This window comes from Streptomyces albiflavescens, from assembly GCF_014645835.1.
In the GTDB taxonomy this organism is placed as follows: Bacteria; Actinomycetota; Actinomycetes; order Streptomycetales; family Streptomycetaceae; genus Streptomyces; species Streptomyces albiflavescens.
Genome location: NZ_BMMM01000011.1, coordinates 45,183 through 70,723, shown reverse-complemented (window position 1 = coordinate 70,723; position 25,541 = coordinate 45,183). Strand labels below are relative to the sequence as shown.

Below are 25,541 nucleotides of genomic sequence, written 5' to 3'. Positions count from 1 at the left end.
GGGGAAGAACTCGGGTCCCGCCGGTGCTGTACAGGTATGGCTGATGGACACACGATCACGATCGAGCAGGGTTCGGAGCACGTCCGCGTGGTGCACGGCGGGCAGGTTCTCGCCGAGAGCCGCCGCCCTCTGCTGCTGCGTGAGACGGGCCTTCCCGTGCGGTACTACCTGCCGCCCGAGGACGTCCGACTCGACCTGCTGACACCCTCGGACACCCACACGCACTGCCCGTTCAAGGGAACGGCCTCCTACTGGTCCCTGCCCGACGCACCGGACCTGGTCTGGTACTACCCCGAGCCCAAGCCGGATGTCGCGCAGATCAAGGACCACCTCTGCTTCTACGAAGTGGAAGTGGCCTGACCGGCGATTCCCGACCGATGAGTTCCGGCGCGCGCGGCAGTCTTCACCGTCATGGACAAGAAGACCCTCTCGCGCGACGGGACCCCCATCGCGTACGAACGTTACGGCGACGGCCCGGCGGTCGTCCTGGTTGCCGGCGCCATGTGCACGGGCGCCACACTGGCTCCCCTGGCGACGGCCCTGTCCGACCGCTTCGGCGCCGTCACATACGACCGCCGGGGGCGCGGCGCCAGCGGCGACACCGCGCCCTTCGCGGTGGCCCGTGAGGTCGAGGACATCGCGGCCCTGATCGAGGCGTCCGGGGGCAGTGCGGCGCTCTACGGCATCTCGTCGGGCGGCGCGCTGGTCCTGGAGGCGGCGGCTAGCGGACTGCCCGTGAGCAAAGTCGCCGTCTACGAAACGCCGTTCGCCGTCCACGAGGGCGGCGGCAAGGAGCTCCGGGAGTACACGGAGCGGTTGACCGAGCTCCTCGGCCAGGACCGCCGCGGGGACGCCGTCGAGCTCTTCATGGCGCTCGCCGGCACTCCCCCGGAGATGATCGCGGGCGCCCGCCGGTCCCCGGCCTGGCCGGACATGGAGGCGATCGCGCCCACACTGGCGTACGACAACGCGGCGATGGGAGACGGCCTGGTGCCCCGGGACCGGCTGTCCTCGGTCACCGTGCCCGTGCTCTCCGTCGCCGGCGGCGCGAGCCCCGAGTGGCTGCGCGAGGCGGCCCGTGCCGTCGCGGACACGGCGCCGGAGGGGTCGTACCGCACGCTGGACGGCCAGACTCACATGGTGGACCCCGAGGCCCTCGCGCCGCTCCTGACGGAGTTCTTCGGCGAAGCCGGCTGACGGGCTGGGCCGAAGAAGCCGCTGGAACAGGTCGAAGAGGCCGCTGGAACCGGCAGCCGAAGAGGCCAGTGGAACCAGCAGCCGAAGAGGCAGGTGGAGCAGCCGGAGAAGCCGGTGGAACAGGCCCGAGAAGCCGGTGGAACAGGCCCGAGAAGCCGGCTAAACGGCCGCCTTCGCGCGCGTGGTCGTCGCGATCGTCGCCGAGCCGACCACGCGCGTGCCCTCGTACAGGACGATCGCCTGGCCGGGGGCGACGCCGCGGACCGCCTCCGCGAAGCTGACCTCCAGCTGCCCGTCGACGAGCTCGGCGGTGACCCTCGTCTCGCCGCCGTGGGCACGGAGTTGGGCCGTGTACGTGCCCGGGCCCGTCGGGGCCGCGCCGCACCAGCGCGGCTTGATCGCCGTCAGGGCGGTGACGTCCAGGGCGTCCACCGGGCCCACCGTCACGGTGTTGTTCACCGGCGAGATGTCCAGGACATAGCGCGGCTTGCCGTCGGCGGCCGGGGTGCCGATGCGCAGCCCCTTGCGCTGGCCGATCGTGAAGCCGTACGCGCCCTCGTGGGTGCCCAGCTTCGCGCCGGACTCGTCGACGATGTCGCCCTCGGACCTGCCGAGCCGGCCCGCCAGGAAGCCCTGGGTGTCGCCGTCGGCGATGAAGCAGATGTCGTGCGAGTCCGGCTTCTTGGCGACGGCGAGGCCGCGGCGCTCCGCCTCGGCGCGGATCTCGTCCTTCGTGGTCACCGTGTCGCCGAGCGGGAACAGCGCGTGGGCGAGCTGGCGGTCGTCGAGCACCCCGAGGACGTACGACTGGTCCTTGGCCATGTCGGAGGCCCGGTGCAGCTCGCGGGTGCCGTCGTCGCGGACGGTCACCTTCGCGTAGTGGCCGGTGCAGACGGCGTCGAAGCCGAGCGCCAGCGCCTTGTCGAGCAGGGCGGCGAACTTGATCTTCTCGTTGCAGCGCAGGCACGGGTTCGGGGTGCGTCCCGCCTCGTACTCGGCGATGAAGTCCTCGACCACGTCCTCGCGGAAGCGCTCGGCGAGGTCCCACACGTAGAAGGGGATGCCGATGACGTCCGCCGCGCGGCGGGCGTCGCGCGAGTCCTCGATGGTGCAACAGCCTCGCGCGCCGGTCCGGAACGATTGCGGGTTGGCGGAGAGCGCGAGGTGCACGCCCGTCACGTCATGGCCTGCTTCCGCCGCGCGGGCGGCGGCTACGGCGGAGTCCACTCCACCCGACATGGCGGCGAGGACGCGGAGGGGGCGCTGCGAGGTGTCAGTCATAACCCCTCCAGAGTACGGGGCCGTGGGAACCGAAGCCCGCGCGTATCCGTTGAAGATCGCATGGGGGAGAAAAAGGGCGGGGACAGCGACCGGCGCATCGGACGCCGGGCGCTGCTCATCGGCGGTGCGGCGGCGGCCGTGGGCACGGCCGCGCTGGCGCGGGAGGAGCTGGGCCACCTGTGGTGGCGGCTGCCCGGCGTGGAGAAGCCGCGGGTGGCGGGTGCGGTCGACTTCCGGGGCGCCCAGTGGGTGGCGGCGTCGGCGGCGAACTGGCGGCGCGCGGACCGGCCCGACGACTACTCGATAGACCGGGTGGTCATCCATGTCACCCAGGGCGGCTTCAAGAGCGCGGTGAAGGTATTCCAGGACCCGGGGCACGGCGCGGCCGCCCACTACATCGTCCGCAAGGACGGACACATCACGCAGATGATCCGCGAGCTGGACGTCGCGTTCCACGCGGGGAACAGGGAGTACAACGAGCGGAGCGTCGGCATCGAGCACGAGGGCTTCGTCGAGCGCGCCTCGTCCTTCACGGACGCGATGTATGCCGCCTCCGCGCGGCTCACCGCCGGGATATGCGGGCGCTACGGCATCCCCGTCGACCGGAAGCACATCATCGGGCACGTGGAGGTGCCGGGCACGGACCACACCGACCCCGGACCGTACTGGGACTGGGACAGGTACATACGGCTCGTACGTGAGGCCCGTACGGCGAAGGCCTGACCCTCGCGCCGGAAGGCCCCCGCGCGCGAAGGGTCGGCCCCTGTCCTAGCTGAGCCCGGCCGTGCGTGCCCGTCCCACCGCCGGGCCGATCGCCTTCGCCACCGCCTCGACGTCCGCCTCCGTGGAGGTGTGGCCGAGGGAGAAGCGGAGGGTGCCGCGGGCGAGGTCGGGGTCGGTGCCGGTGGCGAGGAGGACATGGCTGGGCTGGGCCACGCCCGCCGTGCACGCCGAGCCCGTGGAGCACTCGATGCCCTGTGCGTCCAGGAGGAGCAGCAGGGAGTCGCCCTCGCAGCCGGGGAAGGTGAAGTGCGCGTTGGCGGGCAGGCGGCCTTCGGCCGCCGGGTCGCCGCCGAGGATCGCGTCGGGCACGGCCTTGCGCACGGCCTCGACCAGGTCGTCGCGCAGGGCGCCGATCTCACGGGCGAACCACTCGCGCTGCTCGGCGGCGAGCCGCCCCGCGACGGCGAAGGACGCGATCGCGGGCACGTCGAGCGTGCCGGAGCGGACGTGGCGCTCCTGGCCACCGCCGTGCAGCACGGGTACGGGGCTGTACTCGCGGCCGAGCAGCAGCGCGCCGATGCCGTACGGGCCGCCGATCTTGTGGCCGGACACGGTCATCGCGGCGAGGCCCGAGGCGGCGAAGTCGACGGGGACCTGACCGAAGGCCTGGACGGCGTCGGAGTGCAGCGGGACGCCGAACTCGGCGGCTGCGTCGGCCAGTTCGCGGATCGGGAACACGGTGCCGATCTCGTTGTTGGCCCACATCACCGTGGCGAGGGCGACGTCGTCGGGGTTGCGGGCGATGGCCTCGCGCAGGGCGTCCGGGTGGACGCGGCCGTACGAGTCGACGGGCAGGTACTCGACCGTGGCGCCCTCGTGTTCGCCGAGCCAGTGGACTGCGTCGAGGACGGCGTGGTGCTCGACGGGGCTCGCGAGGACGCGGGTGCGAGCCGGGTCGGCGTCTCTGCGGGACCAGTACAGGCCCTTCACCGCGAGGTTGTCGGCCTCCGTACCGCCGGAGGTGAAGACCATCTCGCTGGGGCGTGCGCCGAGGGCGTCCGCCAGAGTCTCGCGGGCTTCCTCGACGGTTCGCCTGGCGCGGCGGCCGGCTGCGTGCAGGGAGGAGGCGTTGCCCGTGATGCTCAGCTGGGCGGTCAGTGCCTCTACCGCCTCGGGGAGCATGGGGGTGGTCGCGGCGTGGTCGAGGTAAGCCATGGTGAGCCCGATTCTACGGGCCCGCTGTCCGCTGACTCCGCCCCCACCGGGGGTGGGCCTTGGTCTGCCCGCACCCAGGGCTCGCACGTCGCCTCGTCGGCACGAAAAGCGGCCCCTCGTGCGACGCACCCGGCGCTGTCGGCTGTGCCCACCCTCCTGCAAGAGCCCCGGCCGAGCAGGGGCCCCCACCGCCCTGCGGAACGGCTGCCCACAGACGACCGGGACAGCGATGGCCCTGGAAGTTCCCTAGAAGTTCCAGGACATCGTGCTGTCGAACTGCATGAAGGCCACCAGGACGAGCAGGTCGGCGACGCCGAGGCCGAGGCCGAGGAAGGCGCGACCGCGGCGGGCCGTGCCGCGCCAGAGGGCGACGGAGGCGAGGGCGATGGCGATGGGGCCCAGGAAGACGTTGAGGACCAGGAGGCCGAGGAGGCCGAGGATGAAGGCGGCGACGGCCATGCCGTCGGCGTCCCGCGTGGCGGTCCGGCGGGCTGCGGTAGCGGTGAGTTCCATGATGTGGGTCAGCTCCCAACGGTCGGTTGGTTGACGAATGGCACCAACGGTCGGTTGGTGAAGGTGTGACGCCGGCGGTCGGTTGGTGAAGGCGTGACGCCGACGGTCGGTTGGTGAAGGCGTGACGCCGACGGTCAGTTGGTGAAGGTGTGACGCCGGCAGTCAGTTGGTGGAGGTGTGACGCCGGCGGGCATTGCGCTCGCGGACCGCGAAGACGGCGAGCCAGATACCGATGACGGCGGCGGCGACGAGGGTGACGGGCAGCGGCGCGTGGGCCACGGAGCCCATGACGACACCCAGCAGCAGAAGGGCGGCGACGAGGAACAGCATGAGATGCCTCTCGTGGAAGTCTCGATGTCCCGACCCCGGGATCGATGCCTCGACAGTGAGGCCCGATCGTTTCGGGGACTTGACCACTCAGTGAACGGTTGTAGTAACACTTGTTCACTGACTCTTGAGTCTAGCGCGTCGCCCGGCTTTCCAATTACAGAGAACAGTTGTTAACTGCATGGCATGAGTCACACTCTCGGCATCCGACAGGCCCAGAAGCAGAAGACCCGACAGGCGCTCCTGGACGCGGCGTTGGGACTCCTGGAGGACCAGAGCCTGAGCAGCCTGGGTCTGCGCGAGGTCACCCGCGCCGTCGGAGTCGCCCCGACCGCCTTCTACCGGCACTTCCGCTCCACGGCGGATCTCGGCGTGGCACTGGTCGAGGAGGCACTGGGCAGCCTGCACCCGATGATCGAGGACACGGTGTCCGCGGCCGGGGACAGCGACGAACGCATCGCGCGCGCCGTCGACCTGATCGCCCGCCATGTCGAGACGTACCCGGCGCACGTCCGCTTCATCGCGCGCGAGCGGCACGGCGGCGTCCAGCCGGTGCGGGAGGCGATCAGGGAGCAACTGGCCAGGTTCGCCGAGGAGGTGAAGCTCGCGCTGGCCGAACACCCGGAGTCGAAGGGGTGGAGCGACGACGATCTGCTGATGCTCGCGGGACTGTACGTCGACCACATGCTGATGGCGGCCTCCGCGTTCCTGGAGGCGCTGGAGGGGTCCGACCAGGATCGGCAGCGGGTGGCCTGCGTGACCAGCCGCCAGATGCGGCTGATCAGCATCGGCCGCCACAACTGGCTGGGGTGACGCACCCGTTCACCGAGCGCGTCACCCCTGGGAGAGCCGATCCGGGTCAGCCCTGGGCAGCCTGCTGCCCCTGGCCCTGCTGACCGCCGGGGCCGCCGCCACAGCCGCCCTGACCGCCGCCCATGCCGCCACCCGGACCGCCGCTCGGCATGCCCGAGGGGTTGCCGGACGGCGCCTTCCCGGTGGGCATGTTCGACGGCGCCCCGGACGCGCCGCCCGACGGCATCCCGGAGGGCGCACCGCTGGGACGCCCGGACGGGCCCCCGCTCGGCATGCCGGACGGCCGCTGACAGTTCTGGCCGGAGGTGCCGCTGTTGTTCGAGGACGACGAGGAGTCGCCCGAGCCGCAGGCGGCGAGCAGCGGCGAGAGCGCCAGCAGGGCAACGACGGGGACAAGTCGCGCACGACGATTCATGAGGGTAACTCCCAGTCAGGTCGCAGGGCCGGTTGATGAAGGCCGGATGAGCGGGGGCCAGAGCACCAGATCCAGGTAGGGCCGCGCTGTGCCGAAGCTGTGCCTTGCTGTGGATCAACCGCCCCGCGCAGCGCTCAATCCCCCTCGTACACCGCGCTGATGGCGGCGGCCGCCCCCGCCAGCTCCGCCCGCGCCTCCGGCGGCTCCAGGACCTCCACCGTGTCCCCGAAGGCCAGCAACGTGCGGGCTTCGCGGAGGGAGCCGTAGGACAGCCGGGCGAGAACCCATGCGCTCGCGCCGTCGTCCTCCGGCAACGCCGAGAGCGAGGAGGCGTTGAGGCGCAGGAACATGTCGAGGCGGGAGCGCTGTACCCGAACTGTGACATCGAGACCGCCCGGACGTTCCTCGACCTGGCGTCGCAACACCTCCCAGACGTCGCCGAGTTCGACGCCCGGACGCCGCTTCACGGGGTCCGGCAGCACGTCGGCCGTCCGCACCCGGTCGGCACGGAACAGCCGGGGCCTGCCGCGCCGGTCGGCGACCAGGTACCAGACACCGGCCTTGGACACGAGCCCGTACGGGTCGACGGTGTACGTGCTGGGCTCGGCGTCCCCGCTGTGCCGGTAGCGCAGCCGCAGTCGGCGGTCGCTGAAGACCGCGTCCTGCAGCACCTCCAGGTCGACAGCCCGTTGTGGACCGCCCTTCCAGCGCGTCGCGTCGACCAGGATGCGGCGACTGGTGACCTCGGCGGCGGGCCGGTGCGGCGCGGGCAGCGCGGCCATCACCTTGCGCAGCGCCGAGCCGAGCGCCGCGTCCAGGCCGAGCGCGGCGTGCGCCCCCTGTGCGGCCAGGATGAACAGCGCGCGGGACTCGTCGGCGGTCAGCCCCGTGACGTCCGTGCGGAATCCGGCGAGCAGTTCGATGCCGCCGTGCCTCCCGCGCTCGGCGTAGACCGGGACACCGGAGGCGGACAGGGCCTCGACGTCCCGGTAGATGGTGCGCACCGACACCTCGAGGCGGTCGGCGAGTTCGCGCGCGGGGACACGGCCGCGGGTCTGCAGGAGGAGCAGGATCGAGAGCAGGCGGTCGGACTTCACGCCCCCAGGATCGCGCCCGTCGAAAGGTCAGGCAAATGTTGACGGAAACTGTCAGGTTATGCGGCGAACGTGGGGGCACACCGCCACACGGAAGAGGTCAGCCATGAACGCCATGAACACCGCGCACACCATCGATCCCCGCCCCCTGTACACCCGTGCCACCGAGCAGATCGCCGCGCTGGTCGAGACGGTACGACCGGAGCAGCTCGACGCGCCGACTCCGTGCGCCGACTTCGACGTACGGACCCTGCTGTCGCACATCGTCGGCGGCACCCGCCGTATCGCCGTGATCGGCGAGGGCGGCGACGGGCTCGCCGTGCACCCGTTCGCGGACGGGGTCGGGGACGACGGCTGGCCGGCCGCGTACGACGACGTCAGGGCGCGGGTTCTGAAGGCCTGGGCGGACGACGCCCGGATGGACGCGCCGGTGCGCGTGCCGTGGGGCGAGGCGCCCGGCCGCAACGCGCTCTCCGGGTACGTCATGGAGGCCGTCACCCACACCTGGGACCTGTCCGAGAGCCTCGGCCGGCCGCGCGAACTCGACCCGGAACTGGCCGAGTTCGCGCTCGCGATCGCCCATCGCGTACTGCCCGACGGGCAGCGCGACGACGAGGAGCTGCCCTTCGACTCGGCGGTGCCGACCCCCGAAGGGGCCGACGCCTACGGGCGGTTGGCGGCCTGGCTCGGCCGCCACCCGCTCGTCACCGCGTGAGGCAGGAGCGGCGGCTCAGCCGAGCCTGACCCGCGCGAGCTGCCGGGACTGCGCGACCAGCCGGTCCGCGCTGTCCCACACCTCGGCGTCCTCCTCCAGGAAGCCGCCGGCGAGGTTGCGGGTGGTGATCGACACCCGCAGCGGACCGGGTGCCGGACGGGAGCGCACATGCACCGTCAGCTCGACGGTCGGCACCCAGCCGGACAGGCCGATCTCGAAGGCGGTCGGCGGCAGGGCGTCGACCGCGAGGAGCAGCGAGAGGGGGTCCGCGTCGCGGCCGTCGGCGAGACCGAACCAGGCCCGCATCTCGCCCTTCCCGGACGGCGCGCCGAGCGCCCAGCCCAGGGTCGACGGGTCGAGCTTGAGGAAGAGCCGGTCGGTGATGGCCGAGCTGCCGGGGATCGGAGCGGGCGCGTCCTGCGGGCCGAAGCACTGGTCCATCGGCGGGATCGCGGGCGCTTTCGCGGTCGTACGGACGTCGTCGGGCAGGGTGTCGAGATCGCCGTACGAGGCGAGGACACGGATCCGCTCGACCTCGCGGCCCGCTTCGTCGTACTGGAAGAGGGACGCCTGACCGGTCGACAGGGTCCGGCCCGTCCGCACGACGTCCGTGCGGACGACCGCGGGGCCCGGCTGGGACGCGGTCAGGTAGTGCGCGGAGATCGTGAACGGGTCGGAATGCGGCAGGGCGTCCGCGAGCGCGCGGCCCAGGACGGCGAGGAGATACCCGCCGTTCACCGCGTTGATGATCGTCCACCCGGCGGAGAGGTCGATGTCGTAGACGCCGGGCTCGCGCAGGGTGACCGCGGTGTCCCGGTCGAACTCACTGTCGCCGATCGTGGCCCGTACGGCCTGTACCGAAGCTGCTTCTGACATACCTGAACGGTACAACAGGAAATTACTAAGCGGTAGCTTTGACTGTTGCGGTGATGTGACGTCTCGCGACACCACCCCGGTGACCCAGGTGAGGATTCGGCAATTTCTTGGTAAGTGTCCGTAATGACCCGTGACCAACCGGCTCAGCTTCTCCTCTGAACTGACATGAGCCTCACCGGGACGCCGTTCCTCTTCACCGCGATCGCGCTGTTCGCCCTCGCCCTCGTCCTGCCCCTGGCCCTCTGGTCCCGAGTCCGCGGCCCGGCGCCCGTGCGCAGCGCCGCCCGGGTGCTGATGCTGCTGTTCGCCCAGGGCACCGCGATCACCCTTGTCTTCGTCCTCGTCAACAACGCCAACAGCCTGTACGACAACTGGGCCGACCTCCTCGGCACCGGCAACCACGTCCAGCAGGCCGCCGACCTCGGCAGGGACGGCACCGGCGGGATCGCACTCCAGCAACTGCCCAAGGTCCGGCAGACGTTCACCCAGGCCGACGGTCCCGGCATGCACCAGGCGGGCGGGGTGCGCGTCACCCAGCTCAAGGGCCGGGTGTCGGGGGTGAACGCGGAGGTCTACGTCTGGCTGCCGCCGCAGTACCACGAGGCCGCCTACCGGCACCGGAGGTTCCCCGTCGTCGAGCTGCTGCCGGGCTACCCGGGCTCGGCCAAGGCCTGGTTCGGTTCGCTGAAGGTGCACGAGCAACTGCTGCCGATGATGCGCGCCGGTCAGGTGGCACCGTTCATCCTGGTCGCGCCGCGCACCACACTGCTGGCCAAGGTGGACACGGGCTGTGCGAACGTCCCGGGCACGGTGAACGCCGACAGCTGGCTCAGCATCGACGTGCCCAGGATGGTGACGGACAACTTCCGTGCCGAGGCGGCTCCCGACGGCTGGGCGACCGCCGGCTACTCGGCGGGGGCCCACTGCGCGACGAAGCTCGCCGTCGCCCACCCCGACCGCTACCGGGCGGCGGCGAGCCTGTCCGGCTACAACGACCCGATCGGCGAACGGAAGTCCCTCGCCGCACAGAGCCTGATGCTGCGCCGGCAGAACAACCCCTACCTGCTGCTGCGCGCCTACCGCACCCCGCCGCACGTCGCGCTCTACTTCTCCGGCGAGTCCGGGGACGGCTACCAGGCGGGCGCCGCGCTCCAGCAGATCGCGAAGCCGCCGACGACCGTGGACGTGGTGCTGCTGCCGAGGAGCGCGGGCGGCCACGACATGGGGCTGTGGCGGCCGCAGGTCCCGGAGGTGTTCCGCTGGCTGACCCAGCAGATCGGCACCGGCCCGAAGGGAGCCAGGACGCCTACGGGGTCTCCGGCTCAGCTGCCGTCGAGCGACGGTGCCAGGCACGCGGCGCTCGCCAGTGGTACCGCATCGCGAGCAGCCTCAGGACGAAGGCGGTGACCACCGCGAGCCCGCTGGTGAACGGGGACAGCACGTCGTAGCGGATGCACAGCACGACCATCGTGGCGCCCACCATCGCGGGCACCGCGTACAGGTCACGGTCCCAGCGCAGCAGCGAGGGCACCTCGTTGGCGAGCACGTCGCGCAGCACGCCGCCGCCGACCGCGGTGGTGAGACCCAGGGCGGCCGACTGGGGCAGGCCGAGCCCGTACTCGTACGCCTTCGTGGTGCCCGCGACGCAGAAGAGGCCGAGCCCGGCCGCGTCGAAGACGTTGACGGCCACCTGGATCCGCTCCACCTCCGGGTGGAGGAAGAAGACGAGCAGCGTGGCGAGCAGCGGAGTGGTGAAGTAGCCGAGGTCGGTGAACGCGGCCGGGGGCACGGCCCCGATGATCACATCCCGGAACAGCCCTCCGCCCAGCGCCGTGACCTCGGCAAGTACGGCGATGCCGAAGACGTCGAAGTTCTTGCGGACGGCCAGCAGCGCGCCGGAGATCGCGAAGACGAAGATCCCCACGAGGTCGAGCACATGCTGGACGGAGGGAGTGAACAGTTCCTGAAGCACCCGAACATTCTCACCCGCCGACGGGCGTGCACCTTACAAAGCAAGGCTCGCGGCAGGTTCTGCGGCCTACACCACGGGCTTGCCGGTCGTGTAGATCCAGGTCTGGAACAGGTCGTCCAGCTGTTGGCCCGAGATCTTCTCGGCGAGCCTGATGAAGTCCGCGGTGTTCGCGTTGCCGTAGCGATGCAGCTTCGTCCAGGCGGGCAGCAGCTTGAAGAAGGCGGTGTCGCCGATGCGCTCGCGCAGCATCTGGAGCGTCATCGCACCACGCTGGTAGACCGCCGAGGCGAACATGGTGTCGCGCTGCGGGTCGGCGACCGTGATCTGCCAGAACGCCGAGTCCGCGGGCCGGGCGTTGTACCCGGCCACGAACGAGTCGTGCGCCGAGCGGATGCCCTTGTGCTCGGACCACAGCCACTGGGCGTAGGTCGCGAAGCCCTCGTTCAGCCAGATGTCCTTCCAGCGCTCCACCGAGACGGAGTCACCGAACCACTGGTGGGCCAGCTCGTGCACGATGGTCGACTCCGAGCGCACGGCGGAGTACGCGGGCTTCGACTGGACCTCCAGCGAGAACCCGGCCTCCGGCATGTCGTCGACGATCGCGCCGGTCTCCTCGAAGGGGTAGGGGCCGAAGACCTGCGACCAGTAGTCGGTGGCCTCGGCCGTGACGCCGTACACGTCGACGCTGTTGCTGTTGGCCAGCACCGGGTCGATGGCGACGTAGACGGGTGTCCCGGCCGGGGTCTTCCCGGTCTTCACGTCGAACTTGCCGATGGTCGCGGTCGCGAGATACGTGGCCATGGGCCTGTTCTCGCGCCAGTGTGTGACGGTCTGGCCGCCCCTGTCGTACGTCGATACGAGGCGGCCGTTGGAGACACCGGTCAGACCCTTCGGGGCCTTGATGCGGATGTCGTACGTGGCCTTGTCGGACGGGTGGTCGCTGGACGGGAACCAGGTGGAGGCGGCGTTGGGTTCACAGGCGACGAAGACGCCGTCGGTGGTCTTCATCCACCCGTAGTCGGAGCCGAAGACGATGGGGCCGTTGAGGGCTTCGGGGACGCCACCGTAGGTGACGGTCACCGTGAAGGTCCTGTCCTTGGGCAGGGTGCCGCGCGGGGTGATGTGGATCTCGTCGCCCGCTCGCGTGAAGTCGGCGCGTCTGCCGTTCACCTCGACCTTCGTGACGTCCAGCTTCTGGAGGTCCAGATCGAAGGCGGAGAGGTTCTGGGTGGCGCGGGCCGTCAGAGTCGTACGGCCGTCGAGGCGGTCGGTGTCCGGGTTGTACGCCACGTCGAGGTCGTAGTGGCGGGCATCGAAGCCGCCGTTGCCGAGCTGCGGGAAGTAGGGGTCGCCGATGCCGTCGGCGCCCGGGGTCGGGGCGGAGGAGGCGGCGATGAGGAGGAAGGAGGCCGCCGCGGTGGCGAGGGCCCCTAAACGTGCCGAACGGGAGAGTGCCATGAGCGTCCCTTTCGAACGTGTTCCGAACTAACGGACACGCGAGACTCTGCACTCTCCCGTACGAGCATGTTCATGACTTTGCCAAGTCGTCATGGCCTACTTGTCAGTTGACTCCTGACGATCGGCTTCCGCGGCATCGGACTTCGCCTCGGCCTCGACGGAGGCGTCGACTTCAGCGGCTTCGGTCTCGGCTTCGACGGAGGCGTCGACTTCAGCGGCTTCGGCGTCGGCGGAGGCTTCCGCCTCGTGGGCCTCGGTCTCGGCGGAGGCGTCGCCCTCCTCGGCTTCCGTCTCCGCTTCCGCGGCGTCGTCGGCCCCTTCGGCCTCGGCCTCGGCCTCGGCAGGCGCCTCCTCCTCGGCAGCCGCCTTGGCGACCACCGGCTCGGCGGCCTCCGGCTCCGAAGCCTCCTTAGACGCCTCGGACTCCTGCGGAGAAGACTGAGCCGGAATCACCAGCTCCACCGCTTCCCTCGCCGCCGACAGCAGCACCGTGTCCTGCGGCGCCTGGTCCGCGGCGTTCTCCGGGTGGTGGCAGGCGACCTGCTGACCGGGCTTCAGCTCAAGCAGCGGAGGCTCGGTCGTCTTGCAGATCTCCGTGGCCTTCCAGCACCGCGTGTGGAAGCGGCAGCCGCTCGGCGGCGCGATCGGCGAGGGCACGTCGCCCTTGAGCAGGATCCGCTCGCTCTTGGCGCCCCGGCGCTTGGGGTCCGGCACCGGCACGGCCGACATCAGGGCCTTGGTGTACGGGTGCATCGGCGCCTCGTACAGCGAGGTGCGGTCGGCGAGTTCGACGATCTTGCCGAGGTACATCACCGCGATGCGGTCCGAGACATGGCGTACGACGGAGAGGTCGTGCGCGATGATCACGTACGTCAGACCGAGCTCGGACTGCAGGTCGTCCATCAGGTTCACGACCTGCGCCTGGATCGACACGTCCAGCGCGGAGACCGGCTCGTCCGCCACGACCAGCTTCGGCTTCAGGGCGAGCGCGCGGGCGATGCCGATGCGCTGGCGCTGACCGCCGGAGAACTCGTGCGGGTAGCGGTTGTAGTGCTCGGGGCTCAGGCCCACCAGCTCGAGCAGCCGCTGGACCTCCTTCTTCACGCCGCCCTCGGGCGCCACGCCCTGCAGCCGGAAGGGCGCCGAGACGATCGAGCCGATCGTGTGCCGGGGGTTCAGCGACCCGTACGGGTCCTGGAAGATCATCTGGATGTCCCGGCGCAGCGGGCGCATCTTCCCCACGCTGAGCGAGGTGATGTCCTGACCCTCGAACTCGATGGTGCCGCCGGTCGGGTCCTGGAGGCGGGTGATGACCCGGCCCATGGTCGACTTGCCGCAGCCGGACTCGCCGACGACGCCGAGGGTTTCGCCCTTGCGGACCTCGAAGTCGATGCCGTCGACGGCCTTGACCGCGGCGACCTGGCGCTGGAGGACGCCCTTCCGGATGGGGAAGTGCTTCTTCAGCCCCTGGACCCGCAGCAGTACCTCGCGGTCGCCCGAGCCCTTCGCGGAGTCCGCGCGGTCCTCGGGGGCCACTGCCTGCTGCGGGACCACCGCGTCGGCGGCGTCCGTTTTCTTCGTCTCACTCACAGCTTCGGCGCAATCTCTTCGGTCCAGATCCGCGTACGGTCCTCCTGCGAGAGGTGGCAGGCGGTGTAGTGCCCGCTGCCGACCAGCTGCAGTTCGGGGCGCACGGTACGGGTGACATCGCCCTTGGGCAGGTCCGCGTACGGGCAGCGCGGGTGGAAGGCGCAGCCCGAGGGGACGTTGATGAGGCTCGGCGGCTGGCCCTTGACCGGGATGAGCCGGTCGGAGGTCTCCCGGTCGATGCGGGGCATCGAGCCGAGCAGGCCCCAGGTGTACGGGTGCTGCGGCTTCTCGAAGATCTCGTCGACCGCGCCGCGCTCCACGCACCGGCCGCCGTACATCACCAGGACCTCGTCGGCGATCTCGGCGACCACACCCAGGTCATGGGTGATGAGGATGACCGCGGAGCCGAACTCCTTCTGCAGATCCCGGATGAGGTCGAGGATCTGCGCCTGGACGGTGACGTCCAGGGCGGTCGTCGGCTCGTCCGCGATGAGCAGCTCGGGGTTGTTGACCAGCGCCATCGCGATCATCGCGCGCTGACGCATACCGCCGGAGAACTCGTGCGGGTAGCTGTCGGCTCGCTTGGCGGGCTCGGGGATGCCGACTCGGTCGAGCATCTCGATGGCCCGCTTGCGCGCGGTCTTCTTGTCGACCTTGTGGTGGACGCGGTACGCCTCCACGATCTGGCTGCCGATCGTGTAGTACGGGTGCATCGCCGACAGCGGGTCCTGGAAGATCATCGCCATCTCGCGGCCGCGGAGCTTGCGCACCTCGTCCGGGTCGGCGTTCACCAGTTCCTGGCCGTCCAGCCAGATCTCGCCCGACATCTGGACGTTCTTGCCGCGCGCGCCGAGCCGGTGCAGGCCCATGATCGCCAGCGAGGTGACGGACTTGCCGGAGCCCGACTCACCCACGATGGAGAGGGTCTTGCCCTTCTCCACCGAGAAGCTGAGCCCGTCGACGGACTTGACCAGGCCGTCGTCGGTCGGGAAGTGCACCTTGAGGTCGCGCACTTCGAGGAAGGTGCTCGGCGCGTCCGACGGGGCGGAGACGGGCTCGCCGACCGCGGCGCCGGTCTTGGACAGTTCGGTCACGAGAGCCTCACCCGCGGGTCGGCGGCGGCGTACAGCAGGTCCACCAGGAGATTTGCGATGACGACGAAGAAGGCGGCGAGCAGGGTGACGCCGAGGATCGGGGGCAGGTCGTTGTCGTCGATGGCCTGCACCGCGTACTGGCCGACACCGTGCAGCGAGAACACGGTCTCGGTGATCAGGGCACCGCCGAGCAGCAGACCGAGGTCCATGCCGAAGACGGTGATGATCGGGGTGAGAGCAGCGCGCAGTCCGTGCCGGACCACCACGTTGCGCTCGCGCAGACCCTTGGCGCGGGCCGTGCGGATGAAGTCCTCGTTCATCGTCTCCAGCATGCCCGAGCGGGTGAGCCGCGCGTAGATGGCGGAGTACAGGAGTGCGAGTGAACACCACGCGGGGAAGAGCGTGTTGGCCCACTGGGCGGGGTTCTCGGTGAACGGGACGTACGTGCGGCCGAAGATCGGCCACTGGTAGGTGAAGAGCAGGATCGCCAGGTTGCCCGTGAAGAACATGGGCAGCGAGACACCGGCCAGCGCGACGCCCATGAAGGCGCGGTCGAAGAACGAGCGCGGCTTGAGCGCGGAGACCACACCGACGGCCACACCGGAGATCAGCCACATCACGGCGGCGCCCGCGGCGAGCGAGACGGTCACCGGGAGGCGGGAGGTCAGCTGCGGCCAGACCGCCTCGTGGGTCTTGAAGGAGTAGCCGAAGCACGGTGCGTTGCAGTGCGCCGTGGTGGGGCCCAGGTCATAGGTGGCGCCGGCCACGATCCCCTTGATGAAGTGCCAGTACTGGACATAAAGGGGCTGGTCCAGACCGAGGTTGTGCTTGACCGCGAGGATGTCGGCCTTCGACGGGCTCTTACCGATGTACTGCTGCGCCAACTGGTCGGCGGTCTGGCCGGCCATCCGTGGCAGCAGGAAGAAGATGGCGAAGGTGACCGCGGAGACGACCAGAAGCAGGATCACTGCCGCTGCCGTCCGACGGAGGATGTACGAGATCACGGGGATCGGCGCTGGTGCCCGCGGGCCGCGAAGCCCGCGGGCACCAATGCCTTCACCTGCCTTCCGGGGCTGCTACTTCTTCGTGGTGCCGATGTTGAGGTAGTCGTACTGACCGCTGAAGGCTGCCGTGGAAACCAGGTTGGTGGCGTTCTGCGGGCGGGCCAGCAGGACCTTGAAGTAGGTCAGCGGGACCAGGACGGCGTCGTCCATGGTCTTCTTGTCGATCTCGGTGTAGAGGCTGTTGCGCGCAGTCATGTCCTCGGTGCCGATCGCCTTCTCCAGGAGGGCGTTGACATCCTTGTTGTCGTACTGCGACAGGTTGGTGTTACCCGACTCGCCGATCGCGCTGCCGTTCAGGATCTGCTGCAGGAAGCCGTAGCCGGACGGCCAGTCGGCACCCCACTGCATCATGATCAGGCCGATGTTCTGCTTCTCGGTGAACTTCGGGACACCCGCGTAGTCGGTGAAGTACTTGCCCGACGGGTACTGCTTCAGGCTGGCGTTGATGCCGACCTTCTTCAGCGAGTTGATGATCGCGGTGGCCGCGTCGATCTCCTGCGGACGGTCGCTGCGCGCCGAGATGTTCGTGCTGATCGACGACTTGCCGCAGGCCTTCAGCTGCTCCTTGGCCTTGGCCGCGTCGCCCTTGTTGCCGGCGGACGCGTAGACGTCCGACTTCTCGTAGCCCGGGATGTCCGGCGGGAGAACGGTGGAGGCGACGTCACCGCGGATCGGGCCGCCCTCGGCGGTCTGCACCGAGACCTTGTCGATCGCGTACTGCACGGCCTTGCGGCACTCGACCTTGTCGAACGGCTTCACCTTGGTGTTGATCGCCATGTAGACGAGACGGCCACCGTAGGTGTTGTCCGTGCCCGCCTTCTTGTCGGCGGAGGCGAGCAGCTGCGCCTGGGTCGCGGCCTGGACACCCGTACCACCGAGGTCGATCGCGTCGCCGGCCAGGACGTCCTTGTCGATCGTCTCGGCGTTGACCTTCAGGTTGACGACGATCTTGTCCGGGTACTGCTTGCGCAGCGGGTCGGTCTTCGCGTCCCAGTTCTCGTTGCGCACGAGGACGGCCTGCTTGCCCTCGGAGTAGCTCTGGAACTTGTACGAGCCCGAGGACACGATGTTCTTGACGTAGTCGACGCCGGTGTCCTTCGCCTGGGGCACCGGAGCCGTCTGCGGCGCCGCGACCAGGTAGTCGAACTCCTGGAAGGCCGTCTTCAGCTTGAAGACGATGGTGGTGTCGTCGGGGGTCTCGATCGACGACAGGCCCTTGGCGCTCTTGTCCTTGTAGGGGCCCTTGTACTTGTCGCCGCCGGCCATGAACTGCTGGAAGTAGTTCGGGCCGAGGGAGAGCACGTCACGCGCGAAGTTCGAGCGCTCGACGGCGTACTTGACGTCCTTGGACGTGATCGGCGAGCCGTCCTGGTACTTCAGGCCCGAACGCAGCTTGTACGTCCAGGTCTTGCCGCCGTCGCTCGGGACGCCCTTGCTCGCGGCGAGGTCCGGGACGAGGGTGTTGCCCTTCTCGCCGGCGCCGGGCTGGAACGTCATCAGCGGGCGGGCGTACAGCCGGCTGAGGTTGTACATGTACGCGTAGTACGTGTTGCCCGGGTCGAAGGAGTCCGGGACGTCGGACAGCTCGTAAGTGACCGTGCCCCCCTTCTTCGTGGAGGCGTTGACAACATCCTTGGTCGCTGCGTTGGCCCCAGCTGCTTTGGTGTTGTTGTCGTCGTTCTTGTTGTCATCGGCCTTGCTGCAGCCTGCGACGAGCAGGCACGCGGAGCCGATGGCCGCAACTGCGGCCAGCGCTGACCTTCGCATGATGGGCGGGTTCCCCTCCATTGTCGGAAACTTGATGGGCTCTCGGTGTGCGGCCGGCCTCAGCGGCTGCGCGGGTCGAGAGCGTCGCGGAGACCGTCGCCGAGCAGGTTGAACGCCAGGACGGTCACAAAGATGGCGAGGCCAGGCACGATCATGTACTGCGGGTCGACCTCGTAGAAGGTGACCGCTTCCCTGAGCATGCCGCCCCAGGACGCCTGCGGGGGCTGGATACCGACCCCGAGGAAGCTCAGGGACGCCTCGAAGAGGATGTTGGTCGGGATGAGCAGCGTCGAGTAGACGATGATCGGGCCGACCAGGTTGGGGAGCAGCTCCCGGAAGAGGATGTACGGGCCCTTGGCGCCCATGCCCCGGGAGGCGTCCACGAATTCCCGCTCGCGCAGGGCCAGGGTCTGGCCTCGCACGATCCGGCCCAGGTAGGGCCAGTTGAAGAAGCCGATGACGAAGATCAGCACGCTCAGGTGGAGCGGAAGCCCTTCGAGGCCGAACGCGCCGCCCTGCAGGGTGGCGGAGATGGCGATCGCGAAGAGCAGGAGGGGGAAGGCGAGGAAGGTGTCCATCAGGCGGCTGATGATCGAGTCGACCCGGCCGCCGTAGTAGCCCGCGACGACGCCCATGATCGCGCCGATCACGTTCGACAGGATCGTGGCGCCGAAGGCGACCACCAGCGACACCCAGGAGCCCTCCAGGATGCGGGTGGCGATGTCGCGCCCGAACTTCGGGTCGACACCCAGCGGGTGGTCCGCGCTCATCCCGCCGAGGCCGCCCTTGGGCAGCGAGGTGTTGGGATCGATCAGCTCCTGGTGGAACGCGTTCGGGTCCAGCCCGAACATCGCCTGGATGGGCCGCGCGAGCACGGCCACCAGGATGAGCAGGACGACGATGACACCGCCGGCGACCGCCACCTTGTCGCGCTTGAAGCGCGTCCAGGCGATCTGTCCCAGGGAACGGCCCTCGATCTGCCCCTTGTCGACACCGGCAAGCACGGCCTCCGGCTGTGCTTCCGGTGCCGCCCCGGTGGTCTCGATCGGTGCGGTCACAGTGACCCGACCCCTCTGACCGGTGGTGACCGGCCTACGCCCGCCGCTGTCTGCGGCTTGGTTCACTTGCATGCCGGGAGGGACCGCAGATGGTGCGGAGTGGTTTCCCGGCTGATCCTTCGACTTGCACTCGCTCACAGGATCGATGACCCCATGTCTGACGGGGAGTCTTCAGTGCGCGCACGATCACGTGCCAGGTCTGGTGGAGAAAGTATGCGCAACCGTGATGCGGTTAAGGGGATTCCGTTATCCGAACAGTGGGTAACGCGGGCCGGACAGGGGACAGTTGTGCCGCAAGGGCTCACGAGACACCCTTTCGTCACATGTCGGCCTCAAAGTGGACATTCAGCCCTTACGGCCACTCCCGCGCAGGTCAGCCGCGAGACGCGGCCGACGCGACACCGCCACACGAGGTCATGATGGCAGCCGGGATCTGCCCTGAGCTCCCCGGGCCCGGTCCTCGCGGTCAGTAGCCGCCACGGGCCGGCGGATAGCCGTAGCCGCCCGCCACCGGTGCCTGCGCCGGAGCCGCGTGCGCCTCGCGGTCGTAGAACGGCCGGGCGTTGGCCCGCAGCCACATCGCCACCGGGTCGTACTCGTCGGACATCGCGACGGTCGAGACGGGCAGCCCGTCCGGGACCGCGCCGATGGACTGCTGCATCATCGCGCGCACCGAGTCGACGGCGGGCGGCGAAGTGTCGTACACGTCAAGGCCGATGGCCAGATAAGGCGCCCCGAGCGCGGGCTGCACCCAGGCGCGGCGCAGCGAGCGCACGGCCGAGGTGCGGTGCGCGTTCTGCGAGAGGAGGGCGTAGAACTGCGGGATCTCGATGCCCGGCTCGGAGAGCCGGAGCGGGCCCGCGGGCTGGCGCTCCAGGCCGGTGGCGATACGGCGCAGGTCCAGCCAGGGGATGCCGAGGCCGCCGCCCGGAGCATGCGGATTGAGCCAGAGGCCGAAGTGGTCGGGGTACAGGGTGCGGGCGACGTCGAGGCCGTCGACGACCTCGTACGAGCGGTTCCAGCCGCTGGCCGAGAGCTCCTGGGCGGAGGTGACACAGGGCGCGTAACCGAAGCCGTCCACCTCCATGTTTCCGTACTGGGCGTCCGGGGAGCCGGCCTGGCCGTGCCAGAGCAGCATCCAGATCTGGCCGGACGACGGGGTCGCGAGCGCGCGAAGGAGCGCCTCGTAGGCGTCATAGCGCCCGGGCGTCACCTGGCGCAGCATGTGCTCGACCTGCCCGGCCGCCGCCGTGCCGCTCGCGCTCACCCTTTACCGCCCTTCGAGAATCCTGGCCCCTGGATATGAAACCAGCTTAGGTGGCTCGGCCGACAACAACCGCCCAAGAGCCCGGGGCTTGTTGCCGACACGCGCGTGCGAGTCGTTCCTGGCTGGTCGCGCGGTTCCCCGTGCCCCTGAGGGGGCGCTCCTAGTGGGCCTGCTGATAGAAGGGCCGCACCTGGGCGCGCATCCATTCGCCCACCGGGTCCTGGGCCACGTCCAGGAGGACGAGGTTCACCGGCCACTTCACCGCGACCCGGCCCAGTGCGCGGCCCACCGCCTCCATGGGCAGCGCCCGCAGGTCGCCCTCCCACTGGGAGAGTTCGACGCCGATGAACATGACGGGGTCGGCGGTCTCGATGGCGGCCAGACAGCGGCGGGCGGTCAGCACGACGCCGGTCTCGGCGAACTCGGCGGAGGCGGCGGACAGGAAGTCCACCGGGTCCTCCTGCCAGTCGGGCTCGAACAGCCGCACCCGGCCGCCGCTCGCGGGCCCGTCCAGCGGGGTCCGACCGCCCCGGCACAGCTCGGCGACGGCGAGCGGCGGCAGCGGTACGCCGACCACGCCGTCCGGGTTGACCGCGATGCCGACCTGCGGGGGCAGTCCGCGGGCGAACTCGACGGCGGGCGCGATGGTGTAGGACATGTGGCCGCCGGTGACCTGGCGGAACTGCTCCTCGGAGCTGAAGACGGGGACGTACGCCTGGCCCTCGATCTCCAGCGTGGGCAGATCGAGCGGGCCGGACTGCGGACCGCCGCCGCTCGGGAGGGGCACCCAGACGAAGCTGCGGCCGAGGACCTCAAGGATGCGGGCGCCTGCCGAGGGCACGCCGAGGGAGGCCGACAGCACCTCCTCCAGTTCGTTGCCTGGCCATCCGCCGTGCGGATGGGGGTGCGCCTGTGCCGGGAAGTCGGGGAAGTCCATCTGTCTACCGCCTGCTGTGAACCGCTGTTCGGGTGCTCCGGTGTTCCGGCTGGCAAGGTTAGTGGGCTCGTACGCCCCTCTCGTACGCCTGTTTCCTATGACCTTTCCGTCGTCGGCTCGTACGGTCCTTCAGCCGCCGAAGTCGATCCGGCGCAGCACGTCCGCCGCGTCCCGGTCGATGAGGACCGCCGAGCCGCAGCCCTCCGGCAGGTCGCCCTTCTCGACGGAGCGCAGCAGCCGGGTGACCGCGCCGCGGTGGCGCGCGAACGCGTACCGCGAGACACCGCGGCCGCGGTCGCGCTGGCCCTCGAGGGCGGTTTTCGGCGTGACGTCGAGCAGCAGCAGGTGCAACGCGCCGCCCCGGCGCCGGGCCTCGCGGGCGAGCCAGCGGCGCACCCAGGCCTGCGTACCGCAGTCGTGCACGACGACACCGGCGTCGGAGCGCAGGGCGCGGCGCAGTCCCGCGTAGTGCGCGAGGCGGACGAGGGGGCGGTAGACCGCGTACGGCAGCCAGCGCGCCATCCGGTCGTCCCAGCGGTCGCGGGTGTCCTGGGAGTCGATGCGCGCGCCCGTGACGGCCCGGCGCATCAGCGTCGACTTGCCGCTGCCCGGCAGCCCGGTGACCACGACGAGGTCGTACGCCCCGAAGTGCAGCCCGTGCGGACTGTGTCCCGCGCGGTCCCTGAGGTCGCGGACGACGGCCGTCGGGAGCGGGCCGCACGACTCCCGGGCCCGGGCTCCGGGCTGCTTGGGCAGCGCGATGCCCGAGGTCGTCGCGTACGCCGTGGTCCTGTTCACCGTGATCGTCCTCCTCTTGGGTCTGGAGTCCCATCCCCGTCGAGTGTAAAGAGAAGGTAATGCGCGGCGCTTCCCGTTTCCGTACTCGGACTGCCACAGGCCGGTTACAGATGCGGGCTGACGTCATCGGACGGCGCGTGCAATGATGTGCGCGCCAACTGCATACCGGCCGCTTGAATCCGCGCGGGAGAGTCCCAGGTCACCCTGGGCGCCGAAGGAGCAAGTCCCTCCCTTGAATCTCTCAGGCACCGTTACCGCGCGGGCGAGGCACATCTGAAAAGCGGGCCGCTGACCAGTGGCTCCACCCAAGGTGCAAGTCAGGACCACCGATTCGCGGGGTCGTGATGAACCTCTCAGGTTCCGATGACAGATGGGGAGGAACGACCTCGCCGTCATGCCTTGGGAGCCCCACCGATGAGCAGCAACGCACCCCGTCACACCGCGCTCGATGCCCTGCATCGTTCGCTCGGCGCGACGATGACCGACTTCGCAGGCTGGGACATGCCCCTGCGCTACGGCTCCGAGCGCGACGAGCACCTCGCCGTCCGTACGAAGGCCGGTCTCTTCGACCTCTCGCACATGGGCGAGATCACCGTCACCGGCCCGCAGGCGGCCGAGCTCCTGAACCACGCCCTCGTCGGCAACATCGCCTCCGTTGGTGTCGGCCGCGCCCGCTACACCATGATCTGCCAGGCGGACGGCGGCATCCTCGACGACCTGATCGTGTACCGGCTGGCCGACACCGAGTACATGGTCGTCGCCAATGCCTCCAACGCGCAGGTCGTGCTCGACGCCCTGGTGGAGCGTGCCGCGGGCTTCGACGCGTCGGTGCGCGACGACCGTGACGCGTACGCGCTGATCGCCGTGCAGGGCCCCGAGTCCCCCGGCATCCTCACGTCACTCACCGACGCCGACCTGGACGGCCTCAAGTACTACGCGGGTCTGCCCGGCACGGTCGCGGGCGTCCCGGCGCTCATCGCGCGCACCGGCTACACCGGAGAGGACGGCTTCGAGCTGTTCGTGTCCCCTTCGGACGCCGAGAAGCTGTGGCAGGCGCTGACCGATGCGGGCGCCCCGGTCGGGCTCGTCCCCTGCGGCCTGTCCTGCCGCGACACGCTGCGCCTGGAGGCGGGCATGCCGCTGTACGGACACGAGCTGACCACGTCGCTCACCCCGTTCGACGCGGGACTCGGGCGGGTCGTGAAGTTCGAGAAGGAGGGCGACTTCGTGGGGCGTACCGCCCTGGAGGCCGCCGCCGAGCGCGCCGCCGAGAACCCGCCGCGGGTGCTCGTCGGCCTGATCGCCGAGGGCCGCCGCGTCCCGCGCGCCGGGTACCAGGTCGTCGCCGAGGGCAAGGTGATCGGCGAGATCACCTCCGGCGCCCCCTCCCCCACACTGGGCAAGCCGATCGCGATGGCGTACGTCGACGCCGCGCACGCCGCTCCGGGCACAGCCGGAGTCGGTGTGGACATCCGGGGCAGCCACGAGCCGTACGAGGTCGTGGCGCTGCCGTTCTACAAGCGTCAGAAGTAGAGACTGAGCGCGGTCCAGAAGTAGCCGACAGCGACACCGCGCGCCGCTTCCCTGCCCACCGGCAGGTCCAGCAGTCCCCCATTCATCAGCACTCCCCCGCGTACAGGAGAATTCAGGCCATGAGCAACCCCCAGCAGCTGCGCTACAGCAAGGAGCACGAGTGGCTGTCGGTCGCCGAGGACGGCGTCTCGACGGTCGGCATCACCGAGTTCGCGGCCAACGCGCTCGGCGATGTCGTCTACGCCCAGCTTCCGGAGGTCGGTTCCACGGTGGCCGCGGGTGAGTCCTGCGGCGAGCTGGAGTCGACGAAGTCGGTCAGCGACCTGTACTCCCCGGTCAACGGCGAGATCACCGAGATCAACGAAGACGTGGTCAACGACCCGTCGCTGGTGAACTCCGCGCCCTTCGAGGGCGGCTGGCTGTTCAAGGTGCGCGTCGCGGAGGAGCCGGCCGACCTGCTCTCCGCCGACGAGTACACCGCCTTTTCCGCCGGCTGAGAGGTCGTAGAACATGTCGCTTCTGAACACGCCCCTGCACGAGCTGGACCCCGACGTCGCCGCCGCCGTCGACGCCGAGCTGCACCGCCAGCAGTCCACCCTGGAGATGATCGCCTCGGAGAACTTCGCTCCGGTCGCGGTCATGGAGGCCCAGGGCTCGGTCCTCACCAACAAGTACGCCGAGGGCTACCCGGGCCGCCGCTACTACGGCGGCTGCGAGCACGTCGACGTGGTCGAGCAGATCGCCATCGACCGCATCAAGGCGCTCTTCGGCGCCGAGCACGCCAACGTGCAGCCGCACTCCGGTGCCCAGGCCAACGCCGCCGCGATGTTCGCGCTGCTCAAGCCGGGCGACACCATCATGGGTCTGAACCTCGCGCACGGCGGGCACCTGACCCACGGCATGAAGATCAACTTCTCCGGCAAGCTCTACAACGTGGTCGCGTACCACGTGAACGAGGAGACCGGTCAGGTCGACATGGCCGAGGTCGAGCGCCTCGCCAAGGAGTCCAGGCCGAAGCTGATCGTGGCGGGCTGGTCGGCCTACCCGCGCCAGCTGGACTTCGCGGAGTTCCGCCGCATCGCGGACGAGGTCGGCGCGTACCTCATGGTCGACATGGCGCACTTCGCCGGCCTGGTGGCGGCGGGCCTGCACCCGAACCCGGTGCCGCACGCCCACGTCGTCACGACCACCACCCACAAGACGCTGGGCGGCCCGCGCGGTGGCGTGATCCTTTCGACGGCCGAGCTGGCCAAGAAGATCAACTCCGCGGTCTTCCCGGGTCAGCAGGGCGGTCCGCTGGAGCATGTGATCGCCGCCAAGGCCGTCTCGTTCAAGGTCGCCGCCTCGGACGACTTCAAGGAGCGCCAGCAGCGCACCCTCGACGGCGCCCGGATCCTGGCGGAGCGCCTGGTCCAGGACGACGTGAAGGCCGTGGGCGTGGACGTCCTGTCGGGCGGCACGGACGTGCACCTGGTCCTGGTCGACCTGCGCAACTCCGAGCTGGACGGGCAGCAGGCCGAGGACCGCCTCCACGAGGTCGGCATCACGGTCAACCGCAACGCCATCCCGAACGACCCGCGCCCGCCGATGGTCACCTCCGGTCTGCGCATCGGCACGCCGGCCCTCGCCACCCGCGGCTTCACGACCCAGGACTTCACCGAGGTCGCGGACATCATCGCCGAGGCGCTGAAGCCGTCCTACGACGCGGCGGCCCTCAAGGCCCGGGTGTCCGCTCTGGCCGACAAGCACCCGCTCTACCCCGGCCTGAAGTAGTTCCGTACGGTTTTTGCCGTACAAGCCTTTCGTGCGAGCATCGTGTTTCGCGCGAAACGTC

The 25,541-nt window shown here is 69.8% G+C and carries 26 protein-coding genes and 2 riboswitches; of the genes, 9 read left to right on the top strand and 17 right to left on the bottom strand.

Going from position 1 to position 25,541, the window contains the following annotated elements; translation table 11 throughout:
- The first annotated feature begins 36 nt into the window (after window positions 1-36).
- Both IEY95_RS27640 and IEY95_RS27635 read left to right on the top strand, forming a co-directional pair.
- On the top strand, window positions 37-360 hold the full coding sequence (locus IEY95_RS27640) for a DUF427 domain-containing protein (RefSeq protein ID WP_189188873.1): 324 nt from the start codon (window positions 37-39) through the stop codon (window positions 358-360).
- Between the two features lie 51 nt (window positions 361-411).
- Window positions 412-1,197 carry an alpha/beta fold hydrolase gene (locus IEY95_RS27635; protein WP_189188872.1) on the top strand — a complete coding sequence of 262 codons (786 nt, stop codon included), beginning with the start codon at window positions 412-414 and terminating at the stop codon, window positions 1,195-1,197.
- A 159-nt stretch (window positions 1,198-1,356) separates the two neighbouring features.
- Here the strand turns inward: IEY95_RS27635 and mnmA are convergent, their stop codons facing one another.
- Window positions 1,357-2,478, bottom strand: coding sequence for a tRNA 2-thiouridine(34) synthase MnmA (gene mnmA / locus IEY95_RS27630; RefSeq protein WP_189188871.1), 1,122 nt, complete (start codon window positions 2,476-2,478; stop codon window positions 1,357-1,359).
- Between the two features lie 60 nt (window positions 2,479-2,538).
- Here mnmA and IEY95_RS27625 point away from each other — a divergent pair, with 60 nt between their 5' ends.
- Window positions 2,539-3,201, top strand: a complete 663-nt coding sequence (locus IEY95_RS27625; protein ID WP_189188870.1) for an N-acetylmuramoyl-L-alanine amidase — start codon at window positions 2,539-2,541, stop codon at window positions 3,199-3,201.
- Between the two features lie 45 nt (window positions 3,202-3,246).
- On the opposite strand, the gene IEY95_RS27620 is transcribed toward IEY95_RS27625, so the two are convergent.
- From IEY95_RS27620 to IEY95_RS27610, 3 genes are all read right to left on the bottom strand, one after another.
- Window positions 3,247-4,416 carry a cysteine desulfurase family protein gene (locus IEY95_RS27620; protein WP_189188869.1) on the bottom strand — a complete coding sequence of 390 codons (1,170 nt, stop codon included), beginning with the start codon at window positions 4,414-4,416 and terminating at the stop codon, window positions 3,247-3,249.
- A 246-nt stretch (window positions 4,417-4,662) separates the two neighbouring features.
- The gene (locus tag IEY95_RS27615; protein WP_189188868.1) at window positions 4,663-4,929 is read right to left on the bottom strand and encodes a DUF4190 domain-containing protein; all 267 of its coding nucleotides are present in this window, start codon (window positions 4,927-4,929) and stop codon (window positions 4,663-4,665) included.
- Between the two features lie 162 nt (window positions 4,930-5,091).
- Entirely contained in the window at window positions 5,092-5,259 is a 168-nt protein-coding gene (locus IEY95_RS27610; RefSeq protein WP_189188867.1) for a hypothetical protein, read from the bottom strand.
- 183 nt (window positions 5,260-5,442) lie between these two features.
- Here IEY95_RS27610 and IEY95_RS27605 point away from each other — a divergent pair, with 183 nt between their 5' ends.
- Window positions 5,443-6,069, top strand: coding sequence for a TetR family transcriptional regulator (locus IEY95_RS27605; protein WP_189188866.1), 627 nt, complete (start codon window positions 5,443-5,445; stop codon window positions 6,067-6,069).
- 46 nt (window positions 6,070-6,115) lie between these two features.
- Here the strand turns inward: IEY95_RS27605 and IEY95_RS50200 are convergent, their stop codons facing one another.
- Entirely contained in the window at window positions 6,116-6,484 is a 369-nt protein-coding gene (locus tag IEY95_RS50200) for a hypothetical protein (protein ID WP_189188865.1), read from the bottom strand.
- A 134-nt stretch (window positions 6,485-6,618) separates the two neighbouring features.
- Window positions 6,619-7,581 (bottom strand): helix-turn-helix transcriptional regulator, encoded by a 963-nt coding sequence (locus IEY95_RS27595; protein WP_189188864.1) that lies wholly within the window; start codon window positions 7,579-7,581, stop codon window positions 6,619-6,621.
- Between the two features lie 112 nt (window positions 7,582-7,693).
- Here IEY95_RS27595 and IEY95_RS27590 point away from each other — a divergent pair, with 112 nt between their 5' ends.
- Complete coding sequence (locus IEY95_RS27590) at window positions 7,694-8,293, top strand: TIGR03086 family metal-binding protein (RefSeq protein ID WP_189189098.1); 600 nt, start codon at window positions 7,694-7,696, stop codon at window positions 8,291-8,293.
- Window positions 8,294-8,308: 15 nt separating this feature from the next.
- Here IEY95_RS27590 and IEY95_RS27585 read toward each other — a convergent pair whose 3' ends face one another.
- Window positions 8,309-9,169, bottom strand: coding sequence for a thioesterase family protein (locus IEY95_RS27585; RefSeq protein ID WP_189188863.1), 861 nt, complete (start codon window positions 9,167-9,169; stop codon window positions 8,309-8,311).
- A gap of 165 nt (window positions 9,170-9,334) precedes the next feature.
- Between IEY95_RS27585 and IEY95_RS27580 the strand changes: the two genes are divergently transcribed.
- The gene (locus IEY95_RS27580) at window positions 9,335-10,576 is read left to right on the top strand and encodes an alpha/beta hydrolase (RefSeq protein ID WP_189188862.1); all 1,242 of its coding nucleotides are present in this window, start codon (window positions 9,335-9,337) and stop codon (window positions 10,574-10,576) included.
- Here IEY95_RS27580 and IEY95_RS27575 read toward each other — a convergent pair.
- The 10 genes from IEY95_RS27575 to IEY95_RS27530 form a co-directional block, all read right to left on the bottom strand.
- Complete coding sequence (locus IEY95_RS27575) at window positions 10,476-11,141, bottom strand: trimeric intracellular cation channel family protein (RefSeq protein ID WP_189188861.1); 666 nt, start codon at window positions 11,139-11,141, stop codon at window positions 10,476-10,478. The genes IEY95_RS27580 and IEY95_RS27575 overlap by 101 nt on opposite strands.
- Window positions 11,142-11,207: 66 nt before the next feature.
- Entirely contained in the window at window positions 11,208-12,599 is a 1,392-nt protein-coding gene (locus IEY95_RS27570; protein ID WP_189188860.1) for a M1 family metallopeptidase, read from the bottom strand.
- Window positions 12,600-12,695: 96 nt separating this feature from the next.
- Entirely contained in the window at window positions 12,696-14,135 is a 1,440-nt protein-coding gene (locus IEY95_RS27565; protein WP_189189097.1) for an ABC transporter ATP-binding protein, read from the bottom strand.
- A gap of 50 nt (window positions 14,136-14,185) precedes the next feature.
- Window positions 14,186-15,283, bottom strand: a complete 1,098-nt coding sequence (locus IEY95_RS27560; RefSeq protein ID WP_189188859.1) for an ABC transporter ATP-binding protein — start codon at window positions 15,281-15,283, stop codon at window positions 14,186-14,188.
- Window positions 15,280-16,287 (bottom strand): ABC transporter permease, encoded by a 1,008-nt coding sequence (locus tag IEY95_RS27555; protein WP_189188858.1) that lies wholly within the window; start codon window positions 16,285-16,287, stop codon window positions 15,280-15,282. The genes IEY95_RS27560 and IEY95_RS27555 overlap by 4 nt, the downstream gene beginning before the upstream one ends.
- A gap of 72 nt (window positions 16,288-16,359) precedes the next feature.
- Window positions 16,360-18,114 (bottom strand): ABC transporter substrate-binding protein, encoded by a 1,755-nt coding sequence (locus IEY95_RS27550; protein ID WP_229703425.1) that lies wholly within the window; start codon window positions 18,112-18,114, stop codon window positions 16,360-16,362.
- Window positions 18,115-18,173: 59 nt separating this feature from the next.
- Window positions 18,174-19,172: an ABC transporter permease gene (locus IEY95_RS27545; RefSeq protein WP_189188856.1), complete on the bottom strand. Its 999-nt coding sequence runs from the start codon at window positions 19,170-19,172 to the stop codon at window positions 18,174-18,176.
- A 466-nt stretch (window positions 19,173-19,638) separates the two neighbouring features.
- Window positions 19,639-20,439, bottom strand: a complete 801-nt coding sequence (locus IEY95_RS27540; RefSeq protein ID WP_189188855.1) for an enhanced serine sensitivity protein SseB C-terminal domain-containing protein — start codon at window positions 20,437-20,439, stop codon at window positions 19,639-19,641.
- 160 nt (window positions 20,440-20,599) lie between these two features.
- Entirely contained in the window at window positions 20,600-21,376 is a 777-nt protein-coding gene (locus IEY95_RS27535; RefSeq protein ID WP_189188854.1) for an enhanced serine sensitivity protein SseB, read from the bottom strand.
- Window positions 21,377-21,505: 129 nt separating this feature from the next.
- Window positions 21,506-22,174: an AAA family ATPase gene (locus IEY95_RS27530; RefSeq protein WP_189188853.1), complete on the bottom strand. Its 669-nt coding sequence runs from the start codon at window positions 22,172-22,174 to the stop codon at window positions 21,506-21,508.
- 174 nt (window positions 22,175-22,348) lie between these two features.
- Window positions 22,349-22,441: riboswitch (glycine riboswitch) on the top strand.
- Window positions 22,442-22,554: riboswitch (glycine riboswitch) on the top strand.
- A gap of 34 nt (window positions 22,555-22,588) precedes the next feature.
- Between IEY95_RS27530 and gcvT the strand changes: the two genes are divergently transcribed.
- The 3 genes from gcvT to glyA all read left to right on the top strand — a co-directional run bounded on the left by gcvT (window position 22,589) and on the right by glyA (window position 25,480).
- Complete coding sequence (gene gcvT / locus IEY95_RS27525) at window positions 22,589-23,707, top strand: glycine cleavage system aminomethyltransferase GcvT (RefSeq protein ID WP_189188852.1); 1,119 nt, start codon at window positions 22,589-22,591, stop codon at window positions 23,705-23,707.
- Between the two features lie 119 nt (window positions 23,708-23,826).
- Entirely contained in the window at window positions 23,827-24,204 is a 378-nt protein-coding gene (gene gcvH, locus IEY95_RS27520; RefSeq protein WP_189188851.1) for a glycine cleavage system protein GcvH, read from the top strand.
- A gap of 13 nt (window positions 24,205-24,217) precedes the next feature.
- On the top strand, window positions 24,218-25,480 hold the full coding sequence (gene glyA, locus IEY95_RS27515) for a serine hydroxymethyltransferase (protein WP_189188850.1): 1,263 nt from the start codon (window positions 24,218-24,220) through the stop codon (window positions 25,478-25,480).
- Window positions 25,481-25,541 lie beyond the last annotated feature (61 nt).

Coding starts and splice junctions, on each gene's coding strand:
- IEY95_RS27550 (WP_229703425.1), bottom strand. CDS start 18,114: ATGCGAAGGTCAGCGCTGGCCGCAGTTGCGGCCATCGGCTCCGCGTGC.
- IEY95_RS27580 (WP_189188862.1), top strand. CDS start 9,335: ATGAGCCTCACCGGGACGCCGTTCCTCTTCACCGCGATCGCGCTGTTC.
- IEY95_RS50200 (WP_189188865.1), bottom strand. CDS start 6,484: ATGAATCGTCGTGCGCGACTTGTCCCCGTCGTTGCCCTGCTGGCGCTC.
- mnmA (WP_189188871.1), bottom strand. CDS start 2,478: ATGACTGACACCTCGCAGCGCCCCCTCCGCGTCCTCGCCGCCATGTCG.
- IEY95_RS27625 (WP_189188870.1), top strand. CDS start 2,539: ATGGGGGAGAAAAAGGGCGGGGACAGCGACCGGCGCATCGGACGCCGG.
- IEY95_RS27620 (WP_189188869.1), bottom strand. CDS start 4,416: ATGGCTTACCTCGACCACGCCGCGACCACCCCCATGCTCCCCGAGGCG.
- IEY95_RS27570 (WP_189188860.1), bottom strand. CDS start 12,599: ATGGCACTCTCCCGTTCGGCACGTTTAGGGGCCCTCGCCACCGCGGCG.
- IEY95_RS27605 (WP_189188866.1), top strand. CDS start 5,443: ATGAGTCACACTCTCGGCATCCGACAGGCCCAGAAGCAGAAGACCCGA.
- IEY95_RS27640 (WP_189188873.1), top strand. CDS start 37: ATGGCTGATGGACACACGATCACGATCGAGCAGGGTTCGGAGCACGTC.
- IEY95_RS27535 (WP_189188854.1), bottom strand. CDS start 21,376: ATGGACTTCCCCGACTTCCCGGCACAGGCGCACCCCCATCCGCACGGC.
- IEY95_RS27590 (WP_189189098.1), top strand. CDS start 7,694: ATGAACACCGCGCACACCATCGATCCCCGCCCCCTGTACACCCGTGCC.
- IEY95_RS27635 (WP_189188872.1), top strand. CDS start 412: ATGGACAAGAAGACCCTCTCGCGCGACGGGACCCCCATCGCGTACGAA.
- IEY95_RS27585 (WP_189188863.1), bottom strand. CDS start 9,169: ATGTCAGAAGCAGCTTCGGTACAGGCCGTACGGGCCACGATCGGCGAC.
- IEY95_RS27610 (WP_189188867.1), bottom strand. CDS start 5,259: ATGCTGTTCCTCGTCGCCGCCCTTCTGCTGCTGGGTGTCGTCATGGGC.
- glyA (WP_189188850.1), top strand. CDS start 24,218: ATGTCGCTTCTGAACACGCCCCTGCACGAGCTGGACCCCGACGTCGCC.
- gcvH (WP_189188851.1), top strand. CDS start 23,827: ATGAGCAACCCCCAGCAGCTGCGCTACAGCAAGGAGCACGAGTGGCTG.
- gcvT (WP_189188852.1), top strand. CDS start 22,589: ATGAGCAGCAACGCACCCCGTCACACCGCGCTCGATGCCCTGCATCGT.
- IEY95_RS27615 (WP_189188868.1), bottom strand. CDS start 4,929: ATGGAACTCACCGCTACCGCAGCCCGCCGGACCGCCACGCGGGACGCC.